The following is a 26,569-nucleotide window of genomic DNA, read 5'->3' as shown; positions in this document are numbered from 1 at the left end:
GAGGTCCCGCGGGCGTTCCGTGGTTCGGGGGTGACTGCGGAGATCAGTCGATCCGGCTGAACCGCAGCAGGATCGTGCGCGCCTCGGGCCGCAGCTGGAAATCCGGCCAGACGTCGGGTCCGCAGGCGCGGGAGCCCAGGCCGTGCTGGGCCGCGTCGATCGTGAGGATCGAGCGCGTCGACTCCGGGAGCTCGTGCGGGTGCTGCGCGACTCCGATCTCCTGCGGGGTGTGCCGCGCGAGGGTGAAGCCGGGCAGGCGGCCGTGCAGATCGGGGGCGGCCTCGATCCGCAGGCGCGCCGCGCCGTTCTCGTGCAGCACGAGCTCGCGCAGCGAGGAGCGGTGCCCGCTCTCCTGCGGGCGCGCGTACGGCGTCGTCAGGGCGTCGATCCCCGCCGAGAAGCGTCCGACGCGGGCCGCGCGGACGCTGTCGGGGTAGGACTCGAGCGGTCCGGTGCCGAACCACGCGGCGCCGTCGATCGAGTCGGGGAGCTCGAACGTGAGGCCGAGGCGCGGCCAGACGAGATCCCAGCGGCCGGTCGGCGCGAGGTCGGCGCGGAGGACGACCGCGTCGCCGTCGGCCGTCCAGTGCTCGTCGACCAGGAGCGCCGCGTCGAGATCGGCGGCGGACCAGCGGGTGCGGCGGCGCACGCCGTCCGAGGTGTCGAGGCTCTCGAGTCGGGATGTCAGCCGGTCGAGGCCGACCTCGCGCCAGCGGGCGGCCGAGGACGGGGCGGGCACTCCGCGTCCGTCGCCGGCGTTGGGGTCGCCGCTGAGGTAGGCCGGGAAGCCGGCGCCCTCGTCGTTGTCGGTCGGGGCGCGCCAGAGCTCGGCGCGCGGACCGTCGACGGACAGGCCCGCGAGCGACCGGAGCCGTCCGCCCGCGAAGCGCGCCGCTCCGACCGCGTCGCCGCCCTGCGTGCCGCGTCGGGCCCGGGCCCACGAGGGCTGCGGCGCCAGGGCGGAGAGGCGGCGCTGCGCCGTGGAGACGAGGTGACCCTCCGGGGCCCAGGCGGTCGCCGCGGCGAGCACGACGTCGACGGTCAGCCAGGTCTCGCCCTCGGCGGCGACGTCGACCTCGGGGAGCGGCACGGTCGCGGCGTCCCCCGCGGCGATCGCTCCGGTCTCGAGGACGCCGTCGGCGATCCTCCGCCCGTCGACCTCGGCGCGCCAGAGCACGCGGAGATCGGCGGTCGAGGCGTCGTGCCGCCGGTTCTCGACCAGCACGGAGTCCTCGCCGATCCGGGCGCGGACGGGAGCGACGATCTGCTTCCACTCGAACAGTCCGGGGCTCGGCGTGCTGTCCGAGAGGACCATGCCGTCCATCACGAAGTTGCCGTCGTGGACGACCTCGCCGAAGTCGCCGCCGTAGGCGTAGTACTCGACGCCGTCGGCCGTGCGGGCGCGGAGCCCGTGATCGCGCCACTCCCAGACGAAGCCGCCGTGCAGGCGCGGGTAGCGCTCGACGAGGTCCTCGTACTGGTCGATGGCGCCCGGTCCGTTGCCCATGGCGTGCACGTACTCGCAGAGCAGGAACGGCTTGGAGCGCTGGCGCGCGGACTCGCCGGGGGAGCAGCCCAGGAGCGTCGTGCGCGAGTCGTCGTCGCCGATCTGCCGCGTCTCGGGGACCGAGGAGTACATCCGCGAGTACACGTCGGTGTACGCGCCGGTGTAGTCGCCCTCGTAGTGCACCGGGCGCTCGGGGTCGCGCCCGTGCACCCACGCCGACATCGCGGCGAGGTTCGCTCCGGTGCCCGCCTCGTTGCCGAGCGACCAGATCACGATGCTCGGGTGGTTCTTGTCGCGCTCGACGGTGCGCTCGATGCGGTCGAGGTACGCCTCGCGCCAGGCGGGGTCGTCGCTGGGGTTGCCGGCCCAGCCCCAGCGCTCGAAGCCGTGCGTCTCGAGGTCGCACTCGAGGATCACCCAGAAGCCGAGCTCGTCGGCGAGGTCGAGCAGGCGCGGGTGCGGCGGGTAGTGGCTGGTGCGGATCGCGTTGACGTTGAACCGCTTCATCAGGGCGAGGTCCTCGCGCGCGGCGTCCTCGTCGAAGGCGCGCCCGCGGTCCGGGTGCGTCTCGTGCCGGTTCACGCCGTGGAACACGACGCGCTCGCCGTTCACCAGGAACCGGTCGCCGCGGATCTCGACGGTGCGGAAGCCCAGTCGGAGCGACACGGTCTCGCCGCGGGACGCGATCTCGGCGTCGTACAGGCGCGGCGACTCCGCCGACCACGGCTCGACCGCGTCGATCGCGATCGGAGCGACGTCCTCGGGGCTCGCCCACTCGACCTCGAGGTCGAGCTCGGGCACCCGGAGCACCACGGGGTAGGCCTCGGGGGACGCGACGAGCTCGGTCTCGAGCCGGCCGGCGCCGTCGGTGAAGGCCGTCCGCACCCAGACGTCCTCGATGCCGCCCACCGGACGGGCGATCAGGTGCACGGAGCGGAAGATGCCGGGCAGCCACCACTGGTCCTGGTCCTCGACGTAGCTCGACGCCGACCACTGGTGCACGCGCACCACGACGAGGTTCTCGCCCGGGCGCACCGCCTCGGTCACGTCGAACTCCTGCGCGAGGCGGCTGCCGGATCCGATGCCGATCTCGACGCCGTTGACCCAGACGCGGTAGCGCGACTCGACCCCGTCGAACCGCAGGACGACGGCCTCGGCGCCGGTCCACGACTCCGGGACCTCGATCGTGCGGCGGTAGTCGCCGGTGGGGTTCTCATCCGGCACGAAGGGCGGCTCGGTGGCGAAGGGGAACTGGACGTTCGTGTAGGCGGGGAGGCCGTAGCGGTCGTCGCCCTGCAGCACCCAGTGCGCGGGCACGGGGATCGAGTCCCAGGCGGAGTCGTCGAAGGACTCGGCGGCGACGTCGTCGACGCCCTCTCCCTCGGGCAGCACGTCGAGGCCGCCGAGCGTGCCCGGAGCGGCCGGCAGCAGGCGGAACCGCCACTGCCCGTCGAGCGGGATCGTCGGGGCGTCGGTGTGCAGCCAGGAGCGGGCGCGGCGGCGCAGTCCCCGTCCGGGACCCGTGTCGGTGAGGTAGTGCTCGGGGGTGGGGGTCACTGCGCGAAGCCTTCCGTCAGGCCGCCGCGCCGGGACGCCGCGGCATCGCGCGCCTCGGGGCATCCGATCGGAGTCGAGTCGTCACGTCGTCGTGGGGGGCGCCGCCGCGGGCGGCTGCGCCGTTCTGGACGCTACCACAATGTCGAGTAGCCACTCGAATTTCAGAAGGGGGCGGTCACATCGTCACGAACGAGATGATGGTCGGCCCCAGCACCGCGATGAAGAGGACCGGGAGGATGAAGAGCATGAGTGGGAAGAGGATGTTGACCGGGATCTTCATCGCCTTCTCCTCGGCGCGCATCCGCCGCTTGAGGCGCATCTCCTGCGCCTGTGTGCGCAGCACCGCGCTGACCGAGACACCGTAGGCGTCGGCCTGCACGATCGCGCGGACGAAGGTGCGCAGATCCGGGACCGACGTCCGCAGCTCCAGTGCGCGGTACGCGTCGCGGCGGGTCATGCCCACGCGCATGTCCTGCAGGGTGCGCACCAGCTCCTCGGCGAGCGGCCCCTTGCCGTTCTCGCCCGCGCGGGCCATGGCCGCCTCGAAGCCCAGCCCGGCCTCGACGGCGATCAGCATCTGATCGAGGGTGTCGGGCAGCTCGAGGCCGATCGCCGCCTGGCGCTCGAGACCGCGGCTGTGCAGGAGGAGATCGGGCACGAAGTAGGCGACGACCACGACCACGAGGATGAGCAGGACGAGGATCGGCGGCGGCTGCCGGACCAGGACGAGGGATCCCGCTGCCGCCGCGACGAGCAGCAGCAGCGGCTTGGCGAGCACGACCCGGCCCAGCGGCCACCCGGCGGGGCGCCCGGCGTGCGCGTGCAGGCGGTCGAGCCGTGCGAAGGCCCCGGGCGGCAGGAGCCGCCGGGCGATCCGCTCGAGCCGCTCCGCCGTCGAGCGGGCGTCGACCGTCTCCTCGACGAGGCCCTGGGTCAGGTTGCGTCGCGCCGCGGCGCGCTCGTCACCGGCCGGCGCGAGAGCGGCGAACAGCAGGGGGAGCGCCGCCAGCAGGCAGAGGGACGCGATCAGCACGGCTCCTCCTTCAGAACTTGAAGCTGATGACGCGGCGCATCCAGAGACCGCCGAGGACGAGCATGATCGCGGCGACCACCATCAGCACGAAGCCCAGCCAGTGCTCGGTGAACTTCGCCACGTAGGAGGGACTGGTGAGGGAGAGGATGCCGATCACCGCGAACGGCATCGCCATCAGGATGTAGACCGACATCTTGCCCTCGGCGGCCAGCGCCGAGACCTGACGGCGGATCTGGTTGCGCTCGCGGATGGTGTGTCCGACCTGGTCGAGCACCTCGGCCAGGTCGCCGCCGACCTCGCGGTGGATGCCGATCGCCTGCCCGACCCAGCTCAGGTCCTCGCTCCGCATGCGCTCGGCGGTCTGGGCGAGCGACACGTTCAGGTCGCGGCCGAGGCGCGTCTCGTTGACGACGCGCGCGAACTCCTCTGCGGTGGGCGACTCCGACTCCCGCGAGGCCGCGTCGATCGCGCGCAGCAGCGAGTGGCCCGCGCGCAGGCCGCTCGCGAGCAGCTGGAGGGTGCCGTCGAGCTGGTCGGCGAAGCGGCGCCGCCGTCGATCGGCGAGCGTGCGGAGGAGCGCGACCGCGCCGCCGAGGACGACCACGACGAGCAGGACGCCCAGGATCGCGGACCCGGCGAGGAGTCCGAGCAGGAACGCCACGACGACGGCGGCCGACACGAGGATCAGCAGCTCCGAGGGGGACTGCTTCAGGCCCGCGTCGCGCAGGGCGCCCGTCAGCCGCTCCGTCCAGCCCTGCTTCAGCAGCGCTGCCGAGATCACCTCGCTCGTCGAGCGGGTGAGCTGCGTCAGACCGGAGTCCTCGGCTCCCGCATCCGGGCGCCGACGCTCGATCGGCAGCCGAGGGCGGGAGGAGGCGAGCACTCCGAAGACCACGACGAGCACCGCCGCGTAGCAGAGCACGGCGCCCAGGACGGCCATCATCGGCGCTCACCCGGCACGGGCAGGGCGAAGACCCGCGGCGAGACGGTGATGCCCAGCTCGGCGAAGCGGTCGAGGAATCGGGGCCGGACACCGGTCGCGACCGGGCCGCCCTGGATCCGGCCCGAGGCGTCGACTCCCGCGTAGTCGAAGACGAAGGCGTCCTGCAGCACGACCACGTCCCCCTCCATGCCCTGCACCTCGGTCACGTGCGTGACCCGGCGGCTGCCGTCGCGCATGCGGGTGAGCTGCACGATCACGTCGACGGCCGACGCGATCTGCTCGCGGATCGCCCGGAGCGGCAGATCCATGCCCGCCATCAGCACGAGCGTCTCGAGCCGGGCGATCGCGTCGCGCGGCGAGTTGGAGTGCACGGTCGAGAGGGAGCCGTCGTGCCCGGTGTTCATGGCCTGCAGCATGTCGAGGGCCTCGCCGCCGCGGCACTCGCCGACCACGATGCGATCGGGGCGCATCCGGAGGGAGTTGCGCAGCAGCTCGCGGATCGACACCTCACCGCGGCCCTCGATGTTCGCCGGGCGGCTCTCGAGGCGCACCACGTGCGACTGCTGCAGCTGCAGCTCGACCGCGTCCTCGATCGTGATGATGCGCTCGCCGTGGGGGATGAAGGAGGAGAGCACGTTGAGCAGGGTCGTCTTGCCCGTGCCGGTGCCGCCCGAGACGATGATGTTGAGGTGCGCGCGCACGCAGGCGTCGAGGAGCTCGGCCATCTCGGGCGTCACCGAGCCGAAGCCGACGAGGTCGGACACGGTGAGCGGATCGCGGGAGAACTTGCGGATGGTGAGGGACGAGCCGTTCACCGCGAGCGGCGGGATGACGGCGTTGACGCGCGAGCCGTCCTCGAGCCGGGCGTCGACCAGCGGCGACGACTCGTCGATGCGGCGCCCCACGCGGGTGACGATCTTCTCGATCACGGCACGCAGCTGCGCCTCCGATCGGAACCGCGTGCCGCTGAGCGTCAGGCGGCCGCCGCGCTCGACGAAGATCTGCTCGTGCCCGTTCACCATGATCTCGGTGAGGGTCGGGTCGTCGAGCAGCGGCTGCAGGGGGCCGAAGCCGAGCACGTCGTCGGCGATCTGGGCGACGAGCCGCTGCCGCTCCTCGGGCGTGAGCGGCGCCGATTCGGCGTCGACGATCTCGCCGAGGATCTCGCGGGCCTGGCCGAGGAGGTCGGCCTCGGCGAGCGTGGGGTCGTTGAGCCGCGAGCCCATCCGGCGGAAGAGCTCGTCGCCGACCCGGCTCTTGAGGGCGAGCAGTCCGTCCTCCCGCGCGCGCTCGTCCTCCTGCGGCTCGGGGTCCGGTTCGGGCGCGGCAGGGGGGAGCGGCGCGGCGACCGGCACGTAGGGCGCGTCGCGCTCGGCGTGCTTGGAGGCGAGGCGTTCGGCGAGGCTCACTGGATCCTGACCCTTCTGCGCGGGGCCGTGCCGACCGCGCCGGTGAACGAGTCCGCGAGCTTGCCGAGCAGCACGGCGGCCCGGGAGCGGCGCTTCGAGAGCAGCAGCGGCTGCCCCATGTTGACCGAGAGCGCGAGGTCGGCCGAGCGCGGCACGACGGCCGTGACGGACATCCGCACGGTGGCCTCGATGTCCTTGACCGTGATGCCCGACTTCTTCTCGGCGAGATTCACGACCAGGTGGCGGTTCTCGGGCAGGAGGCCCAGCTCCTCGAGCACGGTGAGCTCGCGGCGGAGCCCCCGGACGCCGGGGACGTCCATCGCGGTGACGAAGAGGGCGTCGGTCGCGACCTCGAGTGCGGCGAGGGTGTGGTCGGTGAGGCCCGCGGACGTGTCGACGACGACGTAGGCGAAGTCGGAGGACAGCTGCCGGAGGAGGTGAGTGACGGCGTCCGAGGAGATGCGGTCGGCGTCGGCGGGATCCTTCGGCGCGCTCAGCGAGTAGAAGCCGGCCTCGTGCACCGCCAGGTAGGCCTTGAGCACGAGGAGGTCGGAGGCGGCCGCCGCTCCAACGGCGTCGCGGAGCGTGTGCACGGGATCCAGGCCCAGGGCGCTCGCGACGTCGCCGAATTGGGCGTCGAGGTCGACCAGCACGGTCGAGAGGGGAGCGACGCGGCCGAGGGCGACGGCGAGGTTGACCGAGAGGGTGGTCTTGCCCACTCCGCCCTTGGGGGACAGGACGACGACGACCTTGCGCTGCGGGCCGCTCCGGGCCGCCGGACGGTCGCCGATCCGGGCCTGGGCCGCCCGGCTCGAGCGGCGGAGCACCTCGACGAGGGCGGCGGCGTCCGCGTCGGGGGCGATCACGTCGCGGATGCCGGCGCGCATCGCGGCGACGGCGAGCTCGGGATCGGGGTCATCGACGAGGACGAGCGTGATCCGCGGGAAGGCGGAGTCGAGCGCGGCGGCGAAGCGCAGTGCGGCGGTGCGCTCGATCCCGGGGCCGATCAGGACCACGTCGATCGGCTCCTCGCCGGGCGGAGGGAGGATCGCCTCCGGGCGCAGGCCGGTCGCCTCGGCGGGGACCGCGGTGACGCCGGAATCGACGTCGCCGACGAGGGCTTCCGCGACGCGGTCGACGAAGGAGGCGGAGTCGGTGACCGCGAGGAAGCGGGTCACGGGAGGATCTCGCCAGGAGTGATCACGCGGGTGCCGTTCGGATCGGTGCCCTCGGGCTGCTTGGTGAGCCAGATCGTGCCGGATTGTGCCGCGCTGACGAGGATCTCGGCATCGGGGCCGTTCACCGCCAGAGTGACGAAGACCGATCCTCCGGGGAGCGGAGTGACTCCGCTCGTGTCGCCCTCGACCGGGGGGCCGAGCCCCTGGAGCGTCGTGACGAGGACCTTCTGCAGCCGCATGTGGGTCTCCAGACCGACCGAGACGACCACTCCCACCGTGTCGCCGGGGGCGAGGCCGCCGCCGACGACGCGCTCGGGGCTCAGCAGGACGGTCACCTCCTGCAGTCCGGCGGGGACGTCGACGCGACCAGGGACCTCGAGGGCGCCCGGCGACACCATGCGTGTCGTGAGCAGCTGCTCCCCGGTCACCAGGTCGACCGAGGTGACCAGGCCGCCGAGGCCGTCGAGCGTGGTCGCGGCGCCGACGGCGACCGCGGCCTGGGGGAGGGCCTTCACCTCGACGTACTGCGAGAGCTGGTCGGCGGGGGTTCCGGCGGGAGCGTCGCGGGCGAGCACGAGGACGTCGATCGGCCGCTGGTCCTCGAGTGCGCGCTGATCGGCGTCCCGCGCGTAGAGGGTCACGGCCATCACGCCGACGACGGCGAGCACGAATCCGAGGATCGCGAACAGGATGCGGAGCTTCACGGGGCGGGGGTCCTAGTCCGTCAGGGTGATGATGGAGGCGCCGAGGTCCGTGCCACCGCGGGTGAACGCGTCGTTGAGCGAGACGAATCGGACGAACTTGCCGATGAGCCCCTTGCAGGTGCCCTTGCACCCCGCGCCCGCGTAGGTCTGGTTGTTCCAGCTCATGCCGGGGAAGTTCCAGCCGAGCACCTGGAAGGCGGCGAATCCGCTGATCGTGTACCAGCCGCCCGATCCGGTCCCGCCCTTGTCGGAGTAGACGGGGAGCAGCACCGTGGTGCCGCCGAGCTTGGACAGCTGGGTGGAGCAGCCCGGGGGCAGGCTGACTCCGGTGCTGCCGGAGACCGGAGCGGGCTTCGCGATGTCGACCTTCGCTCGGCAGGTGCCGAGGGGATCGTTCAGCCAGCCGAATCCGCCGGGGAGCAGCTGTCCGGAGGGGCTCGTCGTCTGGCAGGCGGTGCCGCCGGAGTCGCCGTGCATGCTGATGACCTGCACGGCTCCGTCGAGGCGGAACACGCAGGGCGCGAAGGCGAGTGCGAGTGCCGCTTCGCCCGCGGCGGGACCGCCCCAGGACGCTGTGGCCGACTGCCCGACCTCGAGGGAGTCGATCCCGAAGACCGGGGCGAACACCGTCGCGAGGGAGCCGGCGCCGGTGGAGCCGTCCTTCGCGGAGGTGGTGACGCGCACCGAGTTCGCGGTGGGGAAGGTCGTGACGGCACCGGAGGCTCCGTCGCCGGCGTTGGCATCCGCGTAGGTCGCGGCCAGGGCGGCGGCCGCGGCCTTCGCAGCGGCGGTGGTGCACGGGGTCGCCGCGCAGCTCTGGGCGACGGCGAGGGCGGCCGCGTCGGCGCCGTTCTGCAGCTCGGCGCGCTCGACGTTCAGCCGGGCGATGTCGATCGCGAGGGCGGCGCACGAGAGCACGACGACCATGGCGACGGCGACGAGGATCGTGACGGCGCCGCGCTCGTCGGAGAGGCGCGCTGTCAGCCGCCGCATCGCATCGCCGCCTTCCCGGTCAGGGTGATGCCGTCACCGAAGAGGCCGGTCATCAAGTGGTACTGGTAGCGGATGGTCGTGGTGCCGCGGCTGCCGACGGTGCAGGCGGTCGGTGAGACGGTGATCTGGGCATCGGTGAGAGCGGGGGACAGATTGAATGCCGAATCTTTGACCGCTCTTCTGGCGGCCGCAGGGTCATTGGAGAGCGCCATGCTCCTCGCGCCCTCTCGAGCGGCATTGGTGAGAGTCGTCTGAGCGGTGAAGACGAGCGAGAACTCGACTATGCCGACGAGGATCACCATCAGGATGGGAAGCAATAGCGCGAATTCGAGAGCAACGGCTCCTTTGTCATCGCGAAGTCGGAAAGGCATGTCCCCTCGTCCTGATCGGAGCGGAAGAGGGGAAAGGCGCCGCGGAGGCCGCAGCGCCCTTCCCCTCCTGTCAGGACCTACGGACGGGTCGTCGGCGTCGTGCCCGCCGCGGGGAGCTTGTTGCTGACATCGGCGAAGATGCTCGCCAGCTGCGGGCCCAGGAGCACCACGACGCCGATGATCACGACGGCGATCAGTCCGACCAGCAGTCCGTACTCGACGGCGGTCGCGCCCTTCTGCTCCTCGCGGAGGCGGTCCTTCGTCGTGGTGACGAGAGTCTGAAGAGTGATGAGGAGAGAGAGCATGGTGAACCTCCGAGATGGGGTGAGCGAGACCGGTTTACAAGGGGAGCAGGCAATCGACGACCCAGTGTGAGACCGATCGTGCGAAAGCCGGTGGTGCTGCCGCGGAGAAAGAGGAGCAGTCGGATCACGGGGGTGATCGAGAGCCCGCCGATATTCATTCGGCTGCATTCATTTCTGCGACATCACTGATGATAGAGAGAACGCCCGGTCCGTCTCGTACCCTTCCGGGGGACAAACCGACTGACGATACGTCCCTCCGCGTCACCCCGGGAGAGAGAGCACCAGCAGGGCTCCGGCGAGCATCATCGGCCCGAAGGGCAGCGGCGTCCCCCGCCGTGCGCGGCCGGTCAGCAGGAGCACCGCCGCGGCCAGCGCGGCGAGGACGAATCCGGCGGCGGCGCCCAGGAGCAGCTCCGTCCAGCCCCGCGAGGCGAGCATCGTGCCGATGATCGCCGCGAACTTCACGTCGCCCATCCCGAGGCCGCCCGGCGAGACGAGGGCGAGGACGAGGTAGACCGCGAACAGCGCCAGCCCGCCCAGCAGCGCGCGGAGCCCGTCCCCGGGCCGCCCGTCGACGATGCCGGCGACGAGGACGAGCAGCCCGCCGAGGGCGATCAACGGCACGACGAGGACGTTCGGCAGCAGACGGTGCCGCAGGTCGATCACCGAGAGGTGCACGCCCACGACGGTGAGCAGCACGAGGACGGCCAGCACGGCGCTCGGCGGGTTCGCGGAGGTGAGGGCGGCCGCACCCAGGGCGCTCGCCGCACCCGTCGCGATCGCCACGGCCGCCGACGAGCGTCCCGGCGGCAGCCCCCGCTCGACGCGGGGGAGGCGGCGGAGCGCCGCGTCGATCGAGGCGCCCGCGACGAAGGCGACGACGGCTGCGATCACGACGACGGCGGCGGAGGAGGGCATGCGCTCCATCCTGCACTCCGCGCCATCGGACACGGCGCATTCCCGGGTTGACGGCGCATACTCGCGGCGGCCGCGCGCGGGAGACCCCGCGGTCCGCCGGCGTTCACGTCGGCGAGCGGGAGAGCGAGACCGTTCCACCGCCACACGGGAGCCCCCTGGCGTGAGACCCCGGGGGGCTCCTCCACTCCTCCCCGGGACCTCCGCTCCTCCTGCTCGGCGCGGCTGCCCGACGGAGCTACTTCACGGAGCCCTCGGTGAGCCCGCCCTGCCAGAAGCGCTGCAGCACGATCATCGCGATCGCCAGCGGGATGATCGACAGCAGCACGCCTCCGGTCGTCAGCTCGTAGAACTCGGGCAGGCGGTCGACCTGGCTGAGCCAGTTGTTGAGCCCCAGCGTGATCGGGAACAGCTCCGTGTCCGACAGCATCACCAGCGGCAGGAAGTAGTTGTTCCAGATGCCGACGAGCTGGAAGAGGAACACGGTCACCAGCGCGGGGGTCAGGATGCGCAGCCCCAGCGTGTGGAAGATCCGCAGCTCGCTCGCCCCGTCGATCCGCGCCGCCTCGATGACCGCGGTGTCGACCGTCGCCTGCGCGTAGATGCGGCAGAGGAAGAGCCCGAACGGCGAGACCAGGGAGGGGATCAGCACGCTCCAGTACGTGTTCGCGATGCCCATCTGGCTGAAGAGGAGGAACAGTGGCAGGGCCGTCGCGGTGCCGGGCACGAGCACTCCGGCGAGGATCGTGCCGAACACGAGCCGGTTGCCCCGGAACTCGTACTTCGCGAGCGCGTAGCCGCCCGCCGCGGCGAGGTACGTCGCGAGCAGGGCGCCGACTCCGGCGTAGAGCACCGAGTTGAGGAACCAGCGGACGAAGATGCCGCCGTCGTACGACAGCACCTGGCCGAGGTTGTCCCAGAGCGCGAACGTCGGCGCGAACCAGAAGCCGTAGGTGGCGAAGAGGTCCTCGGTGGTCTTCGTCGCCGCGACCACGACCCAGTAGACGGGGACGAGGAAGTACACCGCGACGATCACGAGGATCGCCGTGACGATGATCGTGGAGGCGCGGTGGCGGCCGGCCGAGCGGTCGGGGCCGCGACCCGCTTTGGCGGGCCGGTTCGCGGTGACGACCCCGGTCGTCGTGGGCTGCGCGGTCTCGCGCGTCGCCTGGCTCATGAGGACTTCCTGTTCGAGATCGAGAGGAACGTGAAGGAGAGGACGAACGCGACGAGGGCGATCAGCACGGCCTGCGCGGCGGCGACGTTGTAGTCGTTGTAGGCGAACGCGGTCGTGTAGGCGCTGAGGTTCGGCGTGTACTGGCTGTCGATCGCGGGCGCGACGGTCTTGAGGACCTGCGCCTCGGCGAAGAGCTGCAGGGTGCCGATGATCGAGAAGATCGTGGTCAGCACGAGCGCCGGGCGGATGAGCGGCAGCTGGATGCTGCGCGCGACGCGGAACGTGGACGCTCCGTCGACCTTCGCCGCCTCGTACAGCTCGACCGGGATCGCCTTCAACTGGGCGACGATGATCAGCATGTTGTAGCCCGTGTAGCTCCACAGCGAGATGTTCGCGATCGACCACAGCACCGAGTCCGCGCCGAGGAAGTCGGGCTCGAGGCCGACCACGTTCGCCGCGTCGATGATCGGGCTGAGCCCCGGCACGTAGAGGAACGACCAGAGGATCGTCGCGATCACTCCGGGCACCCCGTAGGGGAGGAAGTAGGCCGCGCGGAAGAACCCGGGGAACCGGGCCGAGGCCGACTCGAGCATCAGCGCGAGCACCGTGCAGAGCGCGATCATCACCGGCACCTGGACGACGCCGAAGAGGAACATGCGCCCGATCGAGGCGAGGAAGTTGCCGTCGGCGAGGGCCTGCGCGTAGTTCCCGAACCCGGCGAACTCGGTCGTCACTCCGGCCTCGCCGAAGAGGCCCGAGCGGGTCACCTTCGTGAAGCTCGAGCCGATCGCCACGACGATCGGGATGATGAAGGTGAGGACGAACAGGGCGAGGAACGGGGCGAGCAGGATCCACGGGGCGCGCCCCTGGGCTCCGCCGCGCTTGCGGTTCCCTGTCCTGCCGGTGGCCGCGACCGCGGCGGCGGCCGGGGAGGTCGTCGTGGTCATGCCGAGGCCTTCCTGATGCTGAGGCCCTTGTTCTGGAAGACCGTGATGATCTGCTGCTCCGCCTCGGCGACCGCGTCGACGAGGGTGGTGCCCGACGCCTTCTTCCGGAAGCCGTCGCTGAGGATGTTGAAGGACTGCTGGGTGACCGGCCACCAGGACCAGTCGGGGTTCTGCTCCTTCGCCGCGGGCACGAGGATCTCCTCGTTGTAGTTCTGGCCCGAGAAGAACTCGCTCGGTCCCTTGCGCGCGGTGCCGATCTCGCCGACGGCGGGCGACCAGCCGATGCCGCTGTTGGCGATCATCGCGTCGATGCCCTCCTGCGAGGTCGTCATCCACACCGCGAACTCGAGTGCCTCCTTCGGGTGCGCGCTGCTGGCGAAGACGGCGGCCGTGGATCCGCCGAGGAAGCTCGAGCCGAAGCCCGTGCCGCCCCAGACCGGCATGGGCGCCGCCCGCCACTTGCCCGAGCCGCCGCTCACGCCCTGGATGAGCGCGTCGCCCCAGCTGCCCGTGGTGCAGGAGGCGATGCCGCCCGTCGCGGCCGCCGCGAACCACGCGGGGGAGTAGGCGCCGTAGCCGGTCTCGACGAGGTCCTGATCGATCGCGGTGTCGAAGAAGGAGGCGACCTGCGTCGTGGCCTCGTCGGTCATGTCGATGACCCAGCCGTCCTCCTCCGCCGTCAGCCACTGCGCGCCGGCCTGCGTGGCGAAGGCCGCGAAGACGGAGGCGTCGGCGAGGGGGAAGCAGTCGATGTAGGAGTCGGCGCCGCGCAGCTCGGTCGCGACCGCCGCCCAGTCGTCCCAGGTGCGCGGAGGCTCGGCTCCCACGCGCCCGAGCACCTCGGGCTGGTAGAAGAAGGCCATCGGACCGCTGTCCTGGGGGATCCCGTAGACGCCGCCGGTGTAGCTGACCTGACCCCAGAGGGTGGGGTCGTAGAGGTCGGCGTAGTCGGCCGCGCCGTAACGGTTCAGGTCGACCAGACCGTTCACGAGCATGAACTCGGGCAGCGAGCGCATCTCGACCTGGCCCAGGTCCGGTCCGCCGCCGGCGGCGAGGGCCGAGTACAGCTTCTGGTAGCCGCCCGCGTTGCCGCCGGGGATCCAGACCGCGTCGACCTGGACGTCGGGGTGCGAGGCGTTCCAGACGTCGCAGACCTTCTGCAGGTCCTTCAGCCAGGCCCAGTACTGCAGCCGGATCGGTCCGCTCGCGGCCGGGATCGCCGGCGCGGTGTTGACCGAGGTGGTGCCCGGGGTGGCGCAGGCCGCCAGGGTCCCGAGTGCGGCCGTGCCGAGTCCGGCGGCCATGAGCTGTCTCCGTGTGAACGGCTTCACTGTCCCTCACTTCGTCGTGGATGGGTGCCGTGGAGGTCTCCCGGCCCGGTGGTTCGGACGCTATCACAAATTCGAGTAGCCGCTCGAAATTGGTGGGAGCGCGGCCGGAGCGCGCGCTACGCTGGCCGCCTGAGAGCGGCGCCCGCTCTCGTGACCAGCGGAGGTAGGCGTCGTGTCCGAGATCCCCGAGCCCGTCCGCACCCGCCGCGGACCCTACGCGAAGTCGGCGCAGCGGCGCCGCGCGATCATCCAGGCGGCCCACGCGGTCTTCGCCTCCCGCGGCTACGCGCGCGGCTCGCTGCAGGAGGTCGCCGACCGGGTGGGCCTCAGCCAGACCAGCCTCCTGCACTACTTCCCGACCAAGACCGACCTGCTGCTCGCGGTGCTCGAGCACCGCGACGCGATCACGGGTGACGGCTCGGCTCCGCCCGACCCCGACGAGAGCATGGTCGAGGGGATCCTGCGCCAGACCCGCTACAACGAGACGGCCCCCGGAGTGATCGAGCTCTACGCGGTGCTGTGCGGCGACTCGACCACGGCCGATCATCCGGGCCGTGAGTTCTTCGCCCGGCGCTTCCGGTCGCTCCGCCAGGGCTACGCCGACGACCTGCGCGCCCTGCGGGCCGAGGGGCGGCTGCGCGAGGGAGCCGACCCCGACCGGGTCGCGGCGTCGATCATCGCGCTGTGGGACGGCATCCAGCTGCAGTGGCTCCTCGAGCGCGACGCGGTCGACATGGTCGCGTGCCTGACGGACTATCTCGACCTGATGGTGTCGCCTCCGCGTCGCTGACCAGGCCCTAGGCTCCGGGCATGGGGACGACCTGGAACGACACCGGCTGGATCTGGATCGGCTTCGCGCTCGTGACCGCGGGGCTCGCCGAGCAGAAGGGGCGCTCGCGCTGGCGCTGGTTCGTGCTGGGCCTGCTGCTGGGGCCGCTCGCGCTGGCGCTGGTCGTGCTCTGGGCGAGGCCCGAGCCCGGAGTGGTCACGGACGTCCGCTGGAACTTCGCGATCGGAGCGGCGCTCGCCGCTGTCGCCCTGCTGATCGTGGCGGTGACGTCGAGCCTGTGGCTCCTGCTCGTCCCGGCGGCGCTCGCGGCGGTGATCGCGGGCCTGCTGGCCTGGCTCAGCCGACGCGTGCCGTTCGAGCGCCTCCCGCGCTGACGCCGGACCGCCGCTGACGCCGGACCGCCGCTGACGCGAGGGAACCCCGGACCGTCCAAGGAACCAGGTACTCCTGGCGGTCTCGACGGTCCGGGGTTCCCTCGGTGCGGGACGGCCTACGGCAGCAGGCGCGACGGGCCGCGGAACAGGTAGGTGACCTCGCGCAGGTTCGCCTGGTGCAGCATCAGCATGATCACGCGCGAGAGGCCCATGCCGAAGCCGCCGTGCGGCGGGACGCCGTAGCGGAAGAAGTCGAGGTAGAAGCCGAGCTCCTCGGGGTCCAGGCCCTTCTCGCGGGCCTGCTCGACCAGCACGTCGACGCGGTGCTCGCGCTGCGCTCCGGTCGAGATCTCGACGCCGTTGTAGATGAGGTCGTAGCTGTTGGTGATCGCCCCGTCGCCCTCGCGGCGCATGTGGTAGAACGGCCGGATGCTCGAGGCGTAGTCGGTCAGGAACACGAAGTCGTGGCCGAACTCCTCCTTCACGTACGCCGCGATGCGGCGCTCGCCCTCGGGGTCCATGTCGTCGTCGGCGCGGGGCACCTCGTAGCCGCGCTCGGCGACGATGCGCTTGGCCTCGGCGAGGGGGATGCGCGGGAACGGAGTGGTGGGCACCTCGAGGTCGATGTCGAAGAGCGCCTTCACCTCGGCGCCGTGCTTCTCGACGACGGCGGTGAGGCCGGCGACCATCAGCTGCTCGTGCAGCTCCATGACGTCCTCGTGCGACTCGATCCACGAGACCTCGGAGTCGACGCTCGTGAACTCGGTGGCGTGACGGGAGGTGAAGCTCGGGTCGGCGCGGAAGGCCGGCCCCACCTCGAACACCTTGCCGAAGCCTGCGGGCTGCGCCATCTGCTTGAAGAACTGGGGGCTCTGCGCGAGGTAGGCCTTGGTCTCGAAGTACTCGACCTCGAACAGCTCGGCCCGCGACTCCGAGGCGCTCGCCATGAGCTTCGGGGTGTGGATCTCGATGAAGTCGTTGTCGATCCAGTAGGTGCGCAGCGCGTGCTCGAAGGTGGTCTGCACGCGGGCGATGAGGTTCTGCTCCGGACGGCGGAGGTCGAGGAAGCGCCAGTCCATGCGCTTGTCGATGCCGGAGTCGGGCGCGATGGGCGCCTCGGGGATCGACGCGGCGACGATCTCGAGCGTCTCGAGCTTCACCTCGATGCCGCCGAGCTTCACGCGCTCGTCGTGCTTGAGCTGACCCGTCACCGTGAGGAAGGAGCCCTGGGCGAGGCCCGAGATCTCCTCGGTGATCGCGAGCTTCGCGGCGGCGACCTCGTCGCCCTCCTCCGCCTCGCGGACGGCGGGGTTCACGAGCTGCACGGCGCCGGACTCGTCGCGGAGGACCACGAACTGCACCTTCTTCTGGTCGCGCACGGTCTCGACCCAGCCGGACACGCGGACGGGTCCGTCCTCGAGCGCGGCGAGCTTCTTGACGGTGGTTCGGGGGAGGCGGGTCTCGTCGGTCACGGTAGGGGAGTCTACCCGCGGGGCGGCGCGGCTCAGCGGAGGACGCCGAGCCGTCGGGCCGCCGCGACCGCCGCCGTGCGCGTCGAGACGTCGAGCTTGGCGAAGACGTGGACGAGGTGCGACTTCACGGTCGTCTCGGAGAGGAAGAGGCGCGCCGCCACCTCTGCGTTGCCCAGACCTCGGGAGACCAGCTCGAGCACTTCCGTCTCCCGGGCGCTCAGCCGTACCTGCGGCGAGCGGAGCCGCTCGAGCAGACGGGCGGCCACCGCCGGAGCCAGCGCGCTCTCCCCCGCCGCGGCGGCGCGGATCGCGGCGACCAGCTCGCTGGGCGGTGCGTCCTTGAGGAGGTAGCCGCTCGCTCCGGCCTCGACCGCGCCGAGGATGTCGGCGTCGGTGTCGTAGGTGGTGAGGACGAGGACGGAGGGCGGGGCGGGCAGTGCGCGCAGCAGGCGGGTCGCGTCCACTCCGTTCTGGTCGATCGCTCCGCCGAAGCGCAGGTCCATCAGGACCACGTCGGGGGCGAGCTCGCGGGCCGCGACGAGCGCCTCGGCCGGTGAGCCCGCCTCGCCCACCACGGTGACACCGTCCTCGTCCCCGATCAGAGCACGCACGCCGGTGCGGACGATCGGGTGGTCGTCGACCAGGAGGACGCGGATCACGACGTTCCCGCCGGGAGTTCGACCGCGACGCACGTCCCGGACGGTCCTGAAGCGACGCGCAGGCTGCCGCCCAGCTGCTCCGTGCGCTCGCGCATCGCCCGCAGCCCGAAGGAGTCGCGTCGGCCCGGCCCCGCCGATGAGTCGGGATCGAACCCCGATCCGTCGTCCACGACCGTGAGCCGCGCGATGTCGCCGGCGTGACGCAGGGTCACCGTGATCCGCTCGGCGCCGGAGTGCTGCAACGCGTTGGCGACCGCGCCCTGAGCGAGACGCAGCAGGGCGGTCTGAGTCTGCATCGACAGGGAACGGCAGTCGTCGGCCTCGATACCGACCTGCACGCCGGGTCGCCGCCACTGGGACTCCGAGAGCCGGCGGAGCGCGCCGTCGATGCTCTCGCGGGCGAGGGCGGGCGGGGCGAGCTCGCGGATGAACCGCCTCGTCTCCTCGAGGTCGGCGGCCGCCGTCTCCCGGGCCAGCCGCAGATGCTCGATACCGGGCCGCTCCGGATCGGCGCGCTCGGCCGCCCGCAGCAGCATCTGGATGCTCGACAGCCCCTGCGCCACGGTGTCGTGGATCTCCCGCGCCAGGCGCGCGCGCTCCTCCGAGACCGCCGCGGCCCGCTCGCTCGCGGTCAGCCGGTCTCGAGTGGCGAGCAGCTCGGCGACCAGCTCCTCCCGCTCGTGAGCTTCGCGGGCCAGCGCCCGGGCGGCGAGGCCGATGAGCACCGCGACGCCGGCGGCGACGAGCGGGCCGACGACACCGCCCACGCTCCACCGCCCCTCCCGGCCGAGAGCCAGGACGGCGACCACCGTCAGGAGGAGGACGGCGACCGGTGCGATGCGCACGGGCAGCACGTGCATCGCGACGAAGAAGAGGGGGAACGCCAAGTAGGAGGCGTCCGGATCCAGCAGGACCAGAACGCTCCAGACGACCGTGACGGCGAGGAGCCAGAGCGCACCGCGCATCCGACTCGCGCCCGTGAAGCGCGGGCCGACGAGGTAGCCGACCAGCAGGAGCGCGCAGAGTGCGAGCACGGCCGCGGTTCCGCCGTGCGGAGGGATCAGGGCGCGCACGACGACGAGGAGAAGCAGTCCTGCGACCAGCAGGTGCAGGCCCGCGCGCAGCCCGATCAGGACGGGGGCGAGAGCGGTGTGCGGCACGGAAGCGAACGTTACGCGCCCGCGGAACCGGCGTCATCGTACGAACGGAGGACGGGCGCCCCCTTCGGTCCACGCTCCGCCGCCGTCCTCCTGCACGATGCGATCGAGGCGGCGGCGATCGAGACTCGACGAGCCGCTGCTCCGCGGCATCCACCGTCTCAGGAGGTCCCGTGTTCGTCGCCTGGCGCGAGCTGCGTTCCGCACGCGGCCGCTTCGTCCTGATCGGCACCGTCGTCGCGCTGATCACCCTGCTCGTCGGGTTCCTCTCGGGGCTCACGGGCGGGCTCGCTCTGCAGAACGTGTCCGCCGTGCTCGCTGTGCCGGCCGACCGTCTCGTGTTCTCGGCCGGACCGGACGCTCCGTCGTTCCAGGACTCGGTCGTCACCGCGGCGGAGGCGACGGCGTGGGCCGCGATCCCGGGAGTCGAGTCGGTCGAGCCGCTGGGGATCCTCCAGACGCGTGCCGAGGCGGGCGACACCACGGCGGCGGTCGCCGTGCTGGGGTCCGGTCCCGCTCTCGGCGGTCCGTCCGTCGGCGGTGCGATCGTGCTGACCGCCTCGGCTGCGCGCTCTCTCGACGCGGCAGTGGGCGACTCCGTCGAGATCGCAGGGACGTCGTTCAGGGTCTCCGCCGTCACCGGAGACGGCTGGTACAGCCACACGCCGGTGGTGCGCGTGGCCTCGGGGGACTGGCAGGCGCTCTCAAGCGCCCTCGGCAGTCCTGCGTACGCCACGGTCCTCGCCGTCCGGGGCTCCCCGGACTGGGCTGCCGCCAGCACGACCACCGGCACGGTGGCCGACACGATCCTCTCGTCGCTTCCCGCGATCGGATCGTTCCGCTCCGAGATCGGCTCGCTGCTCCTGATGGTCGGGATGCTCTTCGGCATCGCGGCCCTCGTGGTCGGCGCCTTCTTCACGGTCTGGACTCTGCAGCGTTCCGGGGACATCGCCGTGCTGAAGGCGCTCGGAGCGTCGACCGGCTCGCTCCTGCTCGACGCCCTCGGTCAGGCCCTGGTCGTGCTGATCGTCGGAACGGGGGCGGGGATGCTCGCGGTGCTGGCGCTCGCCGCCGTCACCGGTTCTGCGCTGCCGTTCCTCCTCAGTCCGCTGACCACCCTCGTCCCGGCCGGTCTGATGATCGTGCTCGGGCTCCTCGGAGCGGCGGCCGCCCTGCGCGCCGTCGTCTCCACCGACCCCCTCACCGCCCTCGGGAGCGCACGATGATCGAGCTGCAGGACGTCACCCTGACCTTCCCCGACGGGGACCGCACCCTCACGGCCGTCGATCACGTCACCCTCGACTGTCCGCCCGGCGTGGTCACCGGTCTGACCGGGCCCAGCGGTTCCGGGAAGTCGAGCCTGCTGGCCGTCGCAGGCACCCTCCTCCGACCGGACTCCGGTCGAGTGGTGCTCGACGGGATCGACGTGACGTCGCTCTCCCGCGCCGACGCGAGCCGCGTGCGCCGCTCGCGGGTCGGCATCGTCTTCCAGCAGGCGAATCTGCTCCCGGCGCTCACCGCACGCGAGCAGCTGCTCGTCATGGACCGGCTCGGCGGCCGTCGCGAGCGCTCCAGGACCGAGGCCCGCGCCGACGCGCTCCTCGCCGAGGTGGGTCTCGCCGACCGGGGAGGAGCGCGCCCCTCGCAGCTCTCGGGCGGGCAGCGGCAGCGGATCAACGTGGCGCGAGCGCTGATGAACGACCCCGCCGTGCTGCTAGTCGACGAGCCCACCAGTGCTCTGGACGCCGAGCGCGGCGCCGCGATCGTGGACCTCGTGGTGCGGCTGACCCGCGAGCACTCGACGGCGACGCTGCTGGTCACCCACGATGTCGTGCACCTCTCCCGCGTCGACCGGACGGCGTCGATGCGCGACGGTCGTCTGACCGCCGCGGCAGCGACGAGTGCCGGACGCGCGGGTTAGGGTGCCTCGACGGAGTGCGCGGGGCCTCCGATCGAGGGGGACGAATGGCCGGGCCGGGATTCGCTGTGATCGACTTCGAGACGACGGGTGTGCGTCCCGAGCGGGGGGATCGCGTCATCGAGATCGGGGTCGTGCACCTCGACTCCGAGGGGCGCTTCGAGCGATCTTTCGAGACTCTCGTGAACCCGGGCCGCGATCTCGGCGCCCAGCGCATCCACGGCATCTCGGCTCGCGAGATCCTCGACGCTCCGTCGTTCGCCTCCGTCGCCGCCGAGCTCCTCTCGCTGCTGGACGGGCGCGCGGTCGTCGCGCACAACGCGAGCTTCGAGCGTCGGTTCCTCATCGCCGAACTGAGCCGGCTCGGCGTCGACACGACGCTCTCGAGCGAGCTGGTGCTCTGCACGATGCAGCTGGCGCGCGAGTTCCTCCCGGGCGCCGGCCGCTCGCTGGCCGACTGCTGCGCGGCCTTCGACATCCCGCTCGTCGGCGCGCATCGCGCGGTCGTCGACGCGGTCGCGACGGGACGCCTGCTGGAGGAGTACATCGCTGCGTCCGGTGGACGCGACCGCTGGGACGCGCACCTGCGCGCTGCTCTGGCCTACGGCTGGCCTCCCGTCCCACGACGCCGCACGGTGTGGGTGGCCCGCCCCGCCGCAGACGCGCCGTCCCCGTCGTTCCTCCAGCGGGTCGTGCAGCGGATGCCCGATCAGTCCGGGCCGGTCGAGCACACCGAGTACCTCGCCCTGCTCGACCGCTGTCTGCTCGACCGGGTGCTCTCGGCCCACGAGGAGGAGGCGCTCGTCGAGCTCGCGCACGAGCTCGGGATCGGTCGATCGGCGCTGGCCGTTCTGCACGAGCGGTACTTCGACGACCTCACGGCCGTCGCCTGGCTCGACGGCGAGCTGTCGGACGACGAGATGATGGATCTCGCCACGGTGGCCTCCCTCCTCGAGATCGATCACGAGAGGCTGGTCGCCGCGACCGAGCCGCGAGAGGCCGTCGAGCGGATCGAGCCGCTCGTCGACCGCTTCGTCCTCGAACCGGGTGACCTCGTCTGCCTGACCGGTGAGATGTCGCGGACGCGACAGGAGTGGTCCCGGTTGCTCGAGGAGCGCGGTCTGGTTCCGCACCCCGGCGTGACGAAGAAGGTGAAGCTCGTCGTCGCAGCGGACCCGGACTCGCTCTCGGGCAAGGCGCGCAAGGCTCGCGACTACGGCATCACCGTGGTCAGCGAGGACGGCCTCGTCTCCCTGCTCACCGCATGAGCACCGCACTGATCACCGGAGCGTCCACCGGCATCGGAGCCGCCTTCGCGCGGGCGTTCGCGCGCCGCGGCTGGAGCCTCGTGCTCGTCTCGCGCGACGAGGCCCGGCTCGAGGAGGCGGCGACCGCGTTCCGCGCGCTCGGCGCCCCGCACGTCGAGGTGCTGCCGGCCGACCTGACCGATCGGGAGCAGGTGGAGCGCGTGCGGGCCCGACTCGTCGATCCGGAGCGGCCCGTGCGGGTGCTGGTCAACAACTCCGGATTCGGGATCGACGGCGGCTTCTCGGAGCCGGACGTCGCCGCGCAGGACGCGGCGTTCGAGGTGATGGTCCGCTCGGTGGCCGTGCTCTCGGGGGCGGCCGCCGAGGTCATGCGCACCCGGGGCCGCGGAGCGATCCTGACGGTCGCGAGCGTCGCGGGGTTCGTGCACCTGGGCCCCTACTCCGCGGTCAAGGCGTGGGCGACGGCGTTCACGCGGTCGCTCGCGGTGGAGCTCCGCGGCACGGGCGTGCGGGCGGCGGCCCTCTGCCCCGGCTGGGTGCGCACCGAGTTCCACGAGCGGGCGGCGATGGACACCTCCTCCATCCCCTCCTTCCTCTGGCTCGACGCCGACGCGGTGGTCGAGGAGTTCCTCCGGGACGTGGCGCGTGGACAGGTCGTCTCGGTGCCGTCCTGGCGCTTCGGAGTGCCGGTCGCCATCGTGAAGCACCTGCCGGACGCACTGGTCCGGCTCCTCTCGGCGGCGGTGCTGGCCCGGCGGTGAGAGCACGGCGCTGAGCACCCGTTCAGCCCCCGCCCAGACCCGCAGTTCCCGGCGTTCCCCCACGCGGCGTTCCGTACACTTGACGCTCGTGGTTGCCGATCAGATCCATCTCGTGCGGCACGGCGAGGTGTTCAACCCCGACCGGGTCCTCTACGGGCGACTCCCGAATTTCCGGCTCTCGGAGCTGGGCCACCGCATGGCCCGCGCCGCGGCCGACGACCTGCTCGAGCGCCGCCGGCACGTGACGACGCTCGTCGCCTCCCCGCTCCAGCGCACGCAGGAGTCGGCCCAGCCGATCTCGCAGGCGTTCGAGCTCGAGATCACCACCGATCCGCGCGTGATCGAGCCCAGCAACCGCTTCGAGGGGAAGTCCCTCGCCGCCCGCAGCTCGGCTCTGAAGAACCCGAAGCACTGGCCGTGGCTGCGCAACCCGTTCGAGCCCAGCTGGGGCGAGCCCTACCTCTCCATCTCGGCGCGGATGTACGCGGCGATCGAGGCGGCGTGGCAGGGCACCGACGAGGGCGACGCGGCGATCGTCAGCCACCAGCTCCCGATCTGGACCGTTCACCGCGCCCTCGCGGGGGAGCGGCTCTTCCACGATCCGCGCAAGCGCCGGTGCGCGCTCTCGAGCATCACCACGATCGAGCGCCGGGGCGACGGCTTCGTCGAGGTCGGCTACTCCGACCCCGCGGCGGGCCTCCAGGGGCTCGCGACCGACGTGGGCGCCGTCTGATGCGCCGTCGCGTCGTCGCCGCCACGGCCCTCGCCCTCGTGGCCGGAGCCGTCCTCGCGGGCTGCACCGAGGATCCGCTCGCCGACCAGTACCGCAGCGGCAGCAACAAGGGCTACATCTCGGGCGACGGGACCGTCACCGAGATCGCGGCCGCCGACCGCAGCGATCCGATCGTCTTCTCGGGCACCGACGAGAACGGCGAGGCGATCGACTCCGCCGACCTCGCGGGCCGCGTCGTCGTCGTCAACTTCTGGTACGCCAGCTGCGCTCCGTGCCGCGCCGAGGCCGCCGACCTCGAGTCGGTCAACGCCGAGTTCGACGGCCAGGACGTCTCGTTCGTCGGCGTGAACGTGCGCGACCAGGCGCCCCAGGCCGCCGCCTTCGCGAAGACCTACGGCATCACCTACCCCTCCATCGTCGACGTCGACGGATCCGCGCAGCTCGCCTTCAGCGGCAAGGTCCCGCCGAACGCGGTGCCCACCACCCTCGTGCTCGACCGCGAGGGCCGCGTGGCCTCGCGCATCCTCGGCCAGCTGCAGGAGGCGTCGATCCTGTCGACCCTCGTCGGCGACACGCTCGCGGAAGAGGAGTAGCGCGGTGGGCGAGATCGTCATCAGCGGTCAGCTGCTCCTCGCGGTCCCGATCGCGCTGCTCGCCGGCCTGGTGTCGTTCGCGTCGCCGTGCGTGCTGCCGCTCGTCCCGGGCTACCTCGCGTACGTCGGCGGATTCACGGACGCCGACGAGCGAGCGGCCCGCGGCCGGAGCCGGGTGCTGCTGGGCGTGCTGCTCTTCGTGCTGGGCTTCTCCCTCGTGTTCGTGCTCTACGGAGCGGCCGCCGGGTCGATCGGGTTCTGGATGAGCCGCTACAGCGACGTCATCACCCGCGTCCTCGGCGTGGTCGTCATCGCGATGGGCCTCGTGTTCGTCGGCCAGTTCTCGTTCCTCCAGCGGACCCTCCGTCCGAGCATCCGCCCCGCGACCGGTCTGATCGGGGCACCGCTTCTGGGCATCGTGTTCGGCATCGGCTGGACGCCGTGCCTGGGCCCGACCCTGAGCTCGATCCTGGCGCTCGGCCTCGGCGCCGGCTCGCCCTGGCGGGGAGCGCTGCTCGCGCTGATGTACTGCCTGGGCCTCGGCCTCCCGTTCCTCCTGGTCGCGTTCGGCTTCAGCTGGGTCACCACGACCCTCGCGTTCGTGAAGCGCCACATCCGCGCGATCAACATCATCGGCGGTGTCGCCCTCGTGGTCATCGGGCTGCTGATGGTCACCGGCGTCTGGAACGCCCTCGTCTACGGAGCCCTCGGCGAGGTGATCTATGGCTTCCAGCCCGCGATCTGATCGCAGCGACGTCGACGCGCAGACCCGCGCCGACGCGAACTTCCGCCCGTCCGACCACTTCGACTCCGACGCCGACACGATCACTCAGCCCAAGCTCGGCTTGGTCGGGTGGCTGCGCTGGATGTGGCGTCAGCTGACGAGCATGCGCACGGCGCTGTTCCTCCTCCTGCTGCTGGCGATCGCGGCGGTGCCCGGCTCGCTCGTGCCGCAGCGCTCCTCCGACCCCAACGGCGTCACCCAGTACTTCATCGACAACCCTGATCTGGCGCCGCTGCTCGACAGCGTGCAGGCCTTCGACACGTACACGTCGGCGTGGTTCTCGAGCATCTACCTGCTGCTGTTCGTCTCGCTCATCGGCTGCATCATCCCGCGCACGAAGCACCACTTCGAGGCGATGCGGTCGCGTCCGCCGAAGACCCCGGTGCGCCTGCAGCGCCTCGCGGGCTACACCGTGCGCGACGTCGAGGGAGCGACGGCGGAGGAGGCGATCGCCTCCGGGCACGCCGTGCTGCGCCGCGCGGGTTACCGCGTCGAGCGCTACGACGACCCGCGCGGGCGCTGGAGCAGCGTGTCGGCCGAGCGCGGCTACCTCCGCGAGACGGGGAACCTGGTGTTCCACTCCGCGCTCGTCGGGATCCTCGTCGCCGTTGGCATCGGCGGCGGCTTCGGCTACAGCGGGCAGCGCGTGCTCGTCGAGGGCGGTCAGGGCTTCGCGAACAACCTGGCGGCCTACGACTCGTTCAACCCGGGTCGCTTCTTCGACAGCAGCGCCCTGGATCCCTACCAGCTGACCCTGGACGGGCTCGACGTCGAGTACGTGACGGAGCCGGGCGAGGCGTTCGGGCAGCCGATCGACTTCACCGCGAACGTCACGACCACCGAGCGCGGTGGCGGGAGCGAGGAGCGCACGGTCAAGGTGAACGAGCCGCTGGCGATCGGCGGCACGAACGTCTACCTGCTCGGCAACGGCTACGCGCCGACGATCACGGTGCGCGATCCCTCCGGCACCGCGATCTTCACCGATTCGGTTCCGTTCCTCCCGACCGACGCGAATCTGACCTCGGTCGGGGTGGTGAAGGTGACGGACGGGCTCGCCGAGCAGATCGGCATGAACGGCTTCTTCTACCCCACGCAGCAGGAGGGCGCGACCGGCGCCTCGTCCTCGATCTTCCCCGACCTGCAGTACCCCGTGCTCTCGCTCAACGTGTTCGCCGGCGACCTGGGCCTCGACGAGGGTGTGCCCACGTCGGTCTACGTGCTCAACACCGACACCCTGACCCGCCTCACCGGCGGTGACACCGGTGTCGCCCCGCTGACGCTCAAGCCGGGCGAGACCGCGCAGCTGCCCAACGGCCTGGGCTCCGTGACCTTCGACAACGTCGGAGCGGACCCGGACGTCGTCGGCACCGACAGCGTCCGCCGGTTCGCCTCGTTCGACATCCACCACGACGCGACCCAGGGCTGGGTCCTCCTGTTCGCGATCCTCGTGCTCGCCGGGCTGCTGACCTCCCTGTTCGTGCCCCGGCGGCGGGTCTGGATCAAGGCGACGCCCGCCGAGGACGGCTCGCTGCGTCTCGAGTACGCGGGGCTCGCCCGAGGTGAGGATCCGCAGCTCGTGCGCGCGGTCCGCACCGTCGCCGACCGGCACGCACCGCTGGACTGAACCCCGCGGATCCGCCGAACCTGTGCATCCGTGCAGGGGTGGTTCCGAGCAGCGTCGCCTATCCTT

The 26,569-nt window shown here is 71.7% G+C and carries 26 protein-coding genes; 10 read left to right on the top strand and 16 right to left on the bottom strand.

Going from position 1 to position 26,569, the window contains the following annotated elements; genetic code table 11:
* Positions 1–43 precede the first annotated feature (43 nt).
* The 13 genes from ASF46_RS13835 to ASF46_RS13775 form a co-directional block, all read right to left on the bottom strand.
* Positions 44–3,127: a glycoside hydrolase family 2 TIM barrel-domain containing protein gene (locus ASF46_RS13835; RefSeq protein WP_082485497.1), complete on the bottom strand. Its 3,084-nt coding sequence runs from the start codon at positions 3,125–3,127 to the stop codon at positions 44–46.
* 112 nt (positions 3,128–3,239) lie between these two features.
* A complete protein-coding gene (locus ASF46_RS13830) occupies positions 3,240–4,097 on the bottom strand; it encodes a type II secretion system F family protein (protein WP_056868105.1) in 858 nt (285 codons plus the stop codon).
* 10 nt (positions 4,098–4,107) lie between these two features.
* Positions 4,108–5,040, bottom strand: a complete 933-nt coding sequence (locus tag ASF46_RS13825) for a type II secretion system F family protein (protein WP_056868104.1) — start codon at positions 5,038–5,040, stop codon at positions 4,108–4,110.
* Positions 5,037–6,449 carry a CpaF family protein gene (locus ASF46_RS13820; RefSeq protein ID WP_056868103.1) on the bottom strand — a complete coding sequence of 471 codons (1,413 nt, stop codon included), beginning with the start codon at positions 6,447–6,449 and terminating at the stop codon, positions 5,037–5,039. The genes ASF46_RS13825 and ASF46_RS13820 overlap by 4 nt, the downstream gene beginning before the upstream one ends.
* Positions 6,446–7,627 carry an AAA family ATPase gene (locus ASF46_RS13815; RefSeq protein ID WP_056868102.1) on the bottom strand — a complete coding sequence of 394 codons (1,182 nt, stop codon included), beginning with the start codon at positions 7,625–7,627 and terminating at the stop codon, positions 6,446–6,448. Before ASF46_RS13815 ends, ASF46_RS13820 begins: the two co-directional genes overlap by 4 nt.
* A complete protein-coding gene (gene cpaB, locus ASF46_RS13810) occupies positions 7,624–8,331 on the bottom strand; it encodes a Flp pilus assembly protein CpaB (protein ID WP_056868101.1) in 708 nt (235 codons plus the stop codon). Before cpaB ends, ASF46_RS13815 begins: the two co-directional genes overlap by 4 nt.
* Positions 8,332–8,343: 12 nt before the next feature.
* Positions 8,344–9,324 carry a pilus assembly protein TadG-related protein gene (locus ASF46_RS13805; RefSeq protein ID WP_056868100.1) on the bottom strand — a complete coding sequence of 327 codons (981 nt, stop codon included), beginning with the start codon at positions 9,322–9,324 and terminating at the stop codon, positions 8,344–8,346.
* Positions 9,312–9,695 (bottom strand): TadE/TadG family type IV pilus assembly protein, encoded by a 384-nt coding sequence (locus ASF46_RS13800; RefSeq protein ID WP_056868099.1) that lies wholly within the window; start codon positions 9,693–9,695, stop codon positions 9,312–9,314. The genes ASF46_RS13805 and ASF46_RS13800 overlap by 13 nt, the downstream gene beginning before the upstream one ends.
* A gap of 77 nt (positions 9,696–9,772) precedes the next feature.
* Entirely contained in the window at positions 9,773–10,000 is a 228-nt protein-coding gene (locus ASF46_RS13795; protein WP_056868098.1) for a Flp family type IVb pilin, read from the bottom strand.
* Between the two features lie 261 nt (positions 10,001–10,261).
* The gene (locus ASF46_RS13790) at positions 10,262–10,918 is read right to left on the bottom strand and encodes a prepilin peptidase (protein WP_157602525.1); all 657 of its coding nucleotides are present in this window, start codon (positions 10,916–10,918) and stop codon (positions 10,262–10,264) included.
* A 235-nt stretch (positions 10,919–11,153) separates the two neighbouring features.
* A complete protein-coding gene (locus ASF46_RS13785; protein ID WP_056868096.1) occupies positions 11,154–12,092 on the bottom strand; it encodes a carbohydrate ABC transporter permease in 939 nt (312 codons plus the stop codon).
* Positions 12,089–13,039: a carbohydrate ABC transporter permease gene (locus ASF46_RS13780; protein WP_056868095.1), complete on the bottom strand. Its 951-nt coding sequence runs from the start codon at positions 13,037–13,039 to the stop codon at positions 12,089–12,091. Before ASF46_RS13780 ends, ASF46_RS13785 begins: the two co-directional genes overlap by 4 nt.
* Complete coding sequence (locus ASF46_RS13775; RefSeq protein WP_056868094.1) at positions 13,036–14,370, bottom strand: ABC transporter substrate-binding protein; 1,335 nt, start codon at positions 14,368–14,370, stop codon at positions 13,036–13,038. Before ASF46_RS13775 ends, ASF46_RS13780 begins: the two co-directional genes overlap by 4 nt.
* A gap of 172 nt (positions 14,371–14,542) precedes the next feature.
* Between ASF46_RS13775 and ASF46_RS13770 the strand changes: the two genes are divergently transcribed.
* Together ASF46_RS13770 and ASF46_RS13765 are read left to right on the top strand one after the other, a co-directional pair.
* Positions 14,543–15,160 (top strand): TetR/AcrR family transcriptional regulator, encoded by a 618-nt coding sequence (locus tag ASF46_RS13770; RefSeq protein WP_056868093.1) that lies wholly within the window; start codon positions 14,543–14,545, stop codon positions 15,158–15,160.
* A 20-nt stretch (positions 15,161–15,180) separates the two neighbouring features.
* Complete coding sequence (locus ASF46_RS13765; RefSeq protein ID WP_056868092.1) at positions 15,181–15,534, top strand: hypothetical protein; 354 nt, start codon at positions 15,181–15,183, stop codon at positions 15,532–15,534.
* Between the two features lie 116 nt (positions 15,535–15,650).
* Here ASF46_RS13765 and aspS read toward each other — a convergent pair whose 3' ends face one another.
* The 3 genes from aspS to ASF46_RS13750 are packed head-to-tail and all read right to left on the bottom strand — an operon-like array spanning position 15,651 to position 18,825.
* Positions 15,651–17,006 carry an aspartate--tRNA(Asn) ligase gene (gene aspS / locus ASF46_RS13760; protein ID WP_056868091.1) on the bottom strand — a complete coding sequence of 452 codons (1,356 nt, stop codon included), beginning with the start codon at positions 17,004–17,006 and terminating at the stop codon, positions 15,651–15,653.
* Positions 17,007–17,038: 32 nt separating this feature from the next.
* Complete coding sequence (locus ASF46_RS13755; protein WP_056868090.1) at positions 17,039–17,665, bottom strand: response regulator transcription factor; 627 nt, start codon at positions 17,663–17,665, stop codon at positions 17,039–17,041.
* Positions 17,662–18,825 carry a sensor histidine kinase gene (locus ASF46_RS13750; RefSeq protein ID WP_056868089.1) on the bottom strand — a complete coding sequence of 388 codons (1,164 nt, stop codon included), beginning with the start codon at positions 18,823–18,825 and terminating at the stop codon, positions 17,662–17,664. The genes ASF46_RS13755 and ASF46_RS13750 overlap by 4 nt, the downstream gene beginning before the upstream one ends.
* A 170-nt stretch (positions 18,826–18,995) precedes the next feature.
* On the opposite strand from ASF46_RS13750, the gene ASF46_RS13745 reads away from it, so the two are divergent.
* The 8 genes from ASF46_RS13745 (at position 18,996) to resB (ending at position 26,503) form a co-directional block, all read left to right on the top strand.
* Positions 18,996–20,048, top strand: coding sequence for an ABC transporter permease (locus ASF46_RS13745; protein WP_056868088.1), 1,053 nt, complete (start codon positions 18,996–18,998; stop codon positions 20,046–20,048).
* Positions 20,045–20,743, top strand: coding sequence for an ABC transporter ATP-binding protein (locus ASF46_RS13740; RefSeq protein ID WP_056868087.1), 699 nt, complete (start codon positions 20,045–20,047; stop codon positions 20,741–20,743). Before ASF46_RS13745 ends, ASF46_RS13740 begins: the two co-directional genes overlap by 4 nt.
* A 44-nt stretch (positions 20,744–20,787) precedes the next feature.
* Positions 20,788–22,008, top strand: coding sequence for an exonuclease domain-containing protein (locus ASF46_RS13735; protein WP_056868086.1), 1,221 nt, complete (start codon positions 20,788–20,790; stop codon positions 22,006–22,008).
* Positions 22,005–22,769, top strand: coding sequence for an SDR family NAD(P)-dependent oxidoreductase (locus ASF46_RS13730; protein WP_056868085.1), 765 nt, complete (start codon positions 22,005–22,007; stop codon positions 22,767–22,769). Before ASF46_RS13735 ends, ASF46_RS13730 begins: the two co-directional genes overlap by 4 nt.
* A gap of 88 nt (positions 22,770–22,857) precedes the next feature.
* Positions 22,858–23,502 (top strand): histidine phosphatase family protein, encoded by a 645-nt coding sequence (locus tag ASF46_RS13725; protein ID WP_056868084.1) that lies wholly within the window; start codon positions 22,858–22,860, stop codon positions 23,500–23,502.
* Complete coding sequence (locus ASF46_RS13720) at positions 23,502–24,095, top strand: TlpA family protein disulfide reductase (protein ID WP_056868083.1); 594 nt, start codon at positions 23,502–23,504, stop codon at positions 24,093–24,095. Before ASF46_RS13725 ends, ASF46_RS13720 begins: the two co-directional genes overlap by 1 nt.
* Positions 24,096–24,099: 4 nt before the next feature.
* Entirely contained in the window at positions 24,100–24,840 is a 741-nt protein-coding gene (locus tag ASF46_RS13715; protein WP_056868082.1) for a cytochrome c biogenesis CcdA family protein, read from the top strand.
* Entirely contained in the window at positions 24,818–26,503 is a 1,686-nt protein-coding gene (resB, locus tag ASF46_RS13710; RefSeq protein WP_082485496.1) for a cytochrome c biogenesis protein ResB, read from the top strand. The genes ASF46_RS13715 and resB overlap by 23 nt, the downstream gene beginning before the upstream one ends.
* The last annotated feature ends 66 nt before the right edge of the window (positions 26,504–26,569 follow it).

Source organism: Rathayibacter sp. Leaf296 (genome assembly GCF_001423045.1).
Classification (GTDB): Bacteria; Actinomycetota; Actinomycetes; order Actinomycetales; family Microbacteriaceae; genus Rathayibacter; species Rathayibacter caricis.
Note: the sequence above shows the minus strand (reverse complement) of the source record. Positions and strands in the feature narration are given on the sequence as shown.

Bases quoted from the DNA above. Each gene is read 5' to 3' on its own strand.
- resB (WP_082485496.1), top strand. From the start codon at position 24,818: ATGGCTTCCAGCCCGCGATCTGATCGCAGCGACGTCGACGCGCAGACC.
- ASF46_RS13720 (WP_056868083.1), top strand. From the start codon at position 23,502: ATGCGCCGTCGCGTCGTCGCCGCCACGGCCCTCGCCCTCGTGGCCGGA.
- ASF46_RS13735 (WP_056868086.1), top strand. From the start codon at position 20,788: ATGGCCGGGCCGGGATTCGCTGTGATCGACTTCGAGACGACGGGTGTG.
- ASF46_RS13795 (WP_056868098.1), bottom strand. From the start codon at position 10,000: ATGCTCTCTCTCCTCATCACTCTTCAGACTCTCGTCACCACGACGAAG.
- ASF46_RS13825 (WP_056868104.1), bottom strand. From the start codon at position 5,040: ATGATGGCCGTCCTGGGCGCCGTGCTCTGCTACGCGGCGGTGCTCGTC.
- ASF46_RS13780 (WP_056868095.1), bottom strand. From the start codon at position 13,039: ATGACCACGACGACCTCCCCGGCCGCCGCCGCGGTCGCGGCCACCGGC.
- ASF46_RS13805 (WP_056868100.1), bottom strand. From the start codon at position 9,324: ATGCGGCGGCTGACAGCGCGCCTCTCCGACGAGCGCGGCGCCGTCACG.
- ASF46_RS13790 (WP_157602525.1), bottom strand. From the start codon at position 10,918: ATGCCCTCCTCCGCCGCCGTCGTCGTGATCGCAGCCGTCGTCGCCTTC.
- ASF46_RS13765 (WP_056868092.1), top strand. From the start codon at position 15,181: ATGGGGACGACCTGGAACGACACCGGCTGGATCTGGATCGGCTTCGCG.
- ASF46_RS13740 (WP_056868087.1), top strand. From the start codon at position 20,045: ATGATCGAGCTGCAGGACGTCACCCTGACCTTCCCCGACGGGGACCGC.
- ASF46_RS13835 (WP_082485497.1), bottom strand. From the start codon at position 3,127: ATGCCCCGAGGCGCGCGATGCCGCGGCGTCCCGGCGCGGCGGCCTGAC.
- ASF46_RS13730 (WP_056868085.1), top strand. From the start codon at position 22,005: ATGAGCACCGCACTGATCACCGGAGCGTCCACCGGCATCGGAGCCGCC.
- ASF46_RS13800 (WP_056868099.1), bottom strand. From the start codon at position 9,695: ATGCCTTTCCGACTTCGCGATGACAAAGGAGCCGTTGCTCTCGAATTC.
- ASF46_RS13785 (WP_056868096.1), bottom strand. From the start codon at position 12,092: ATGAGCCAGGCGACGCGCGAGACCGCGCAGCCCACGACGACCGGGGTC.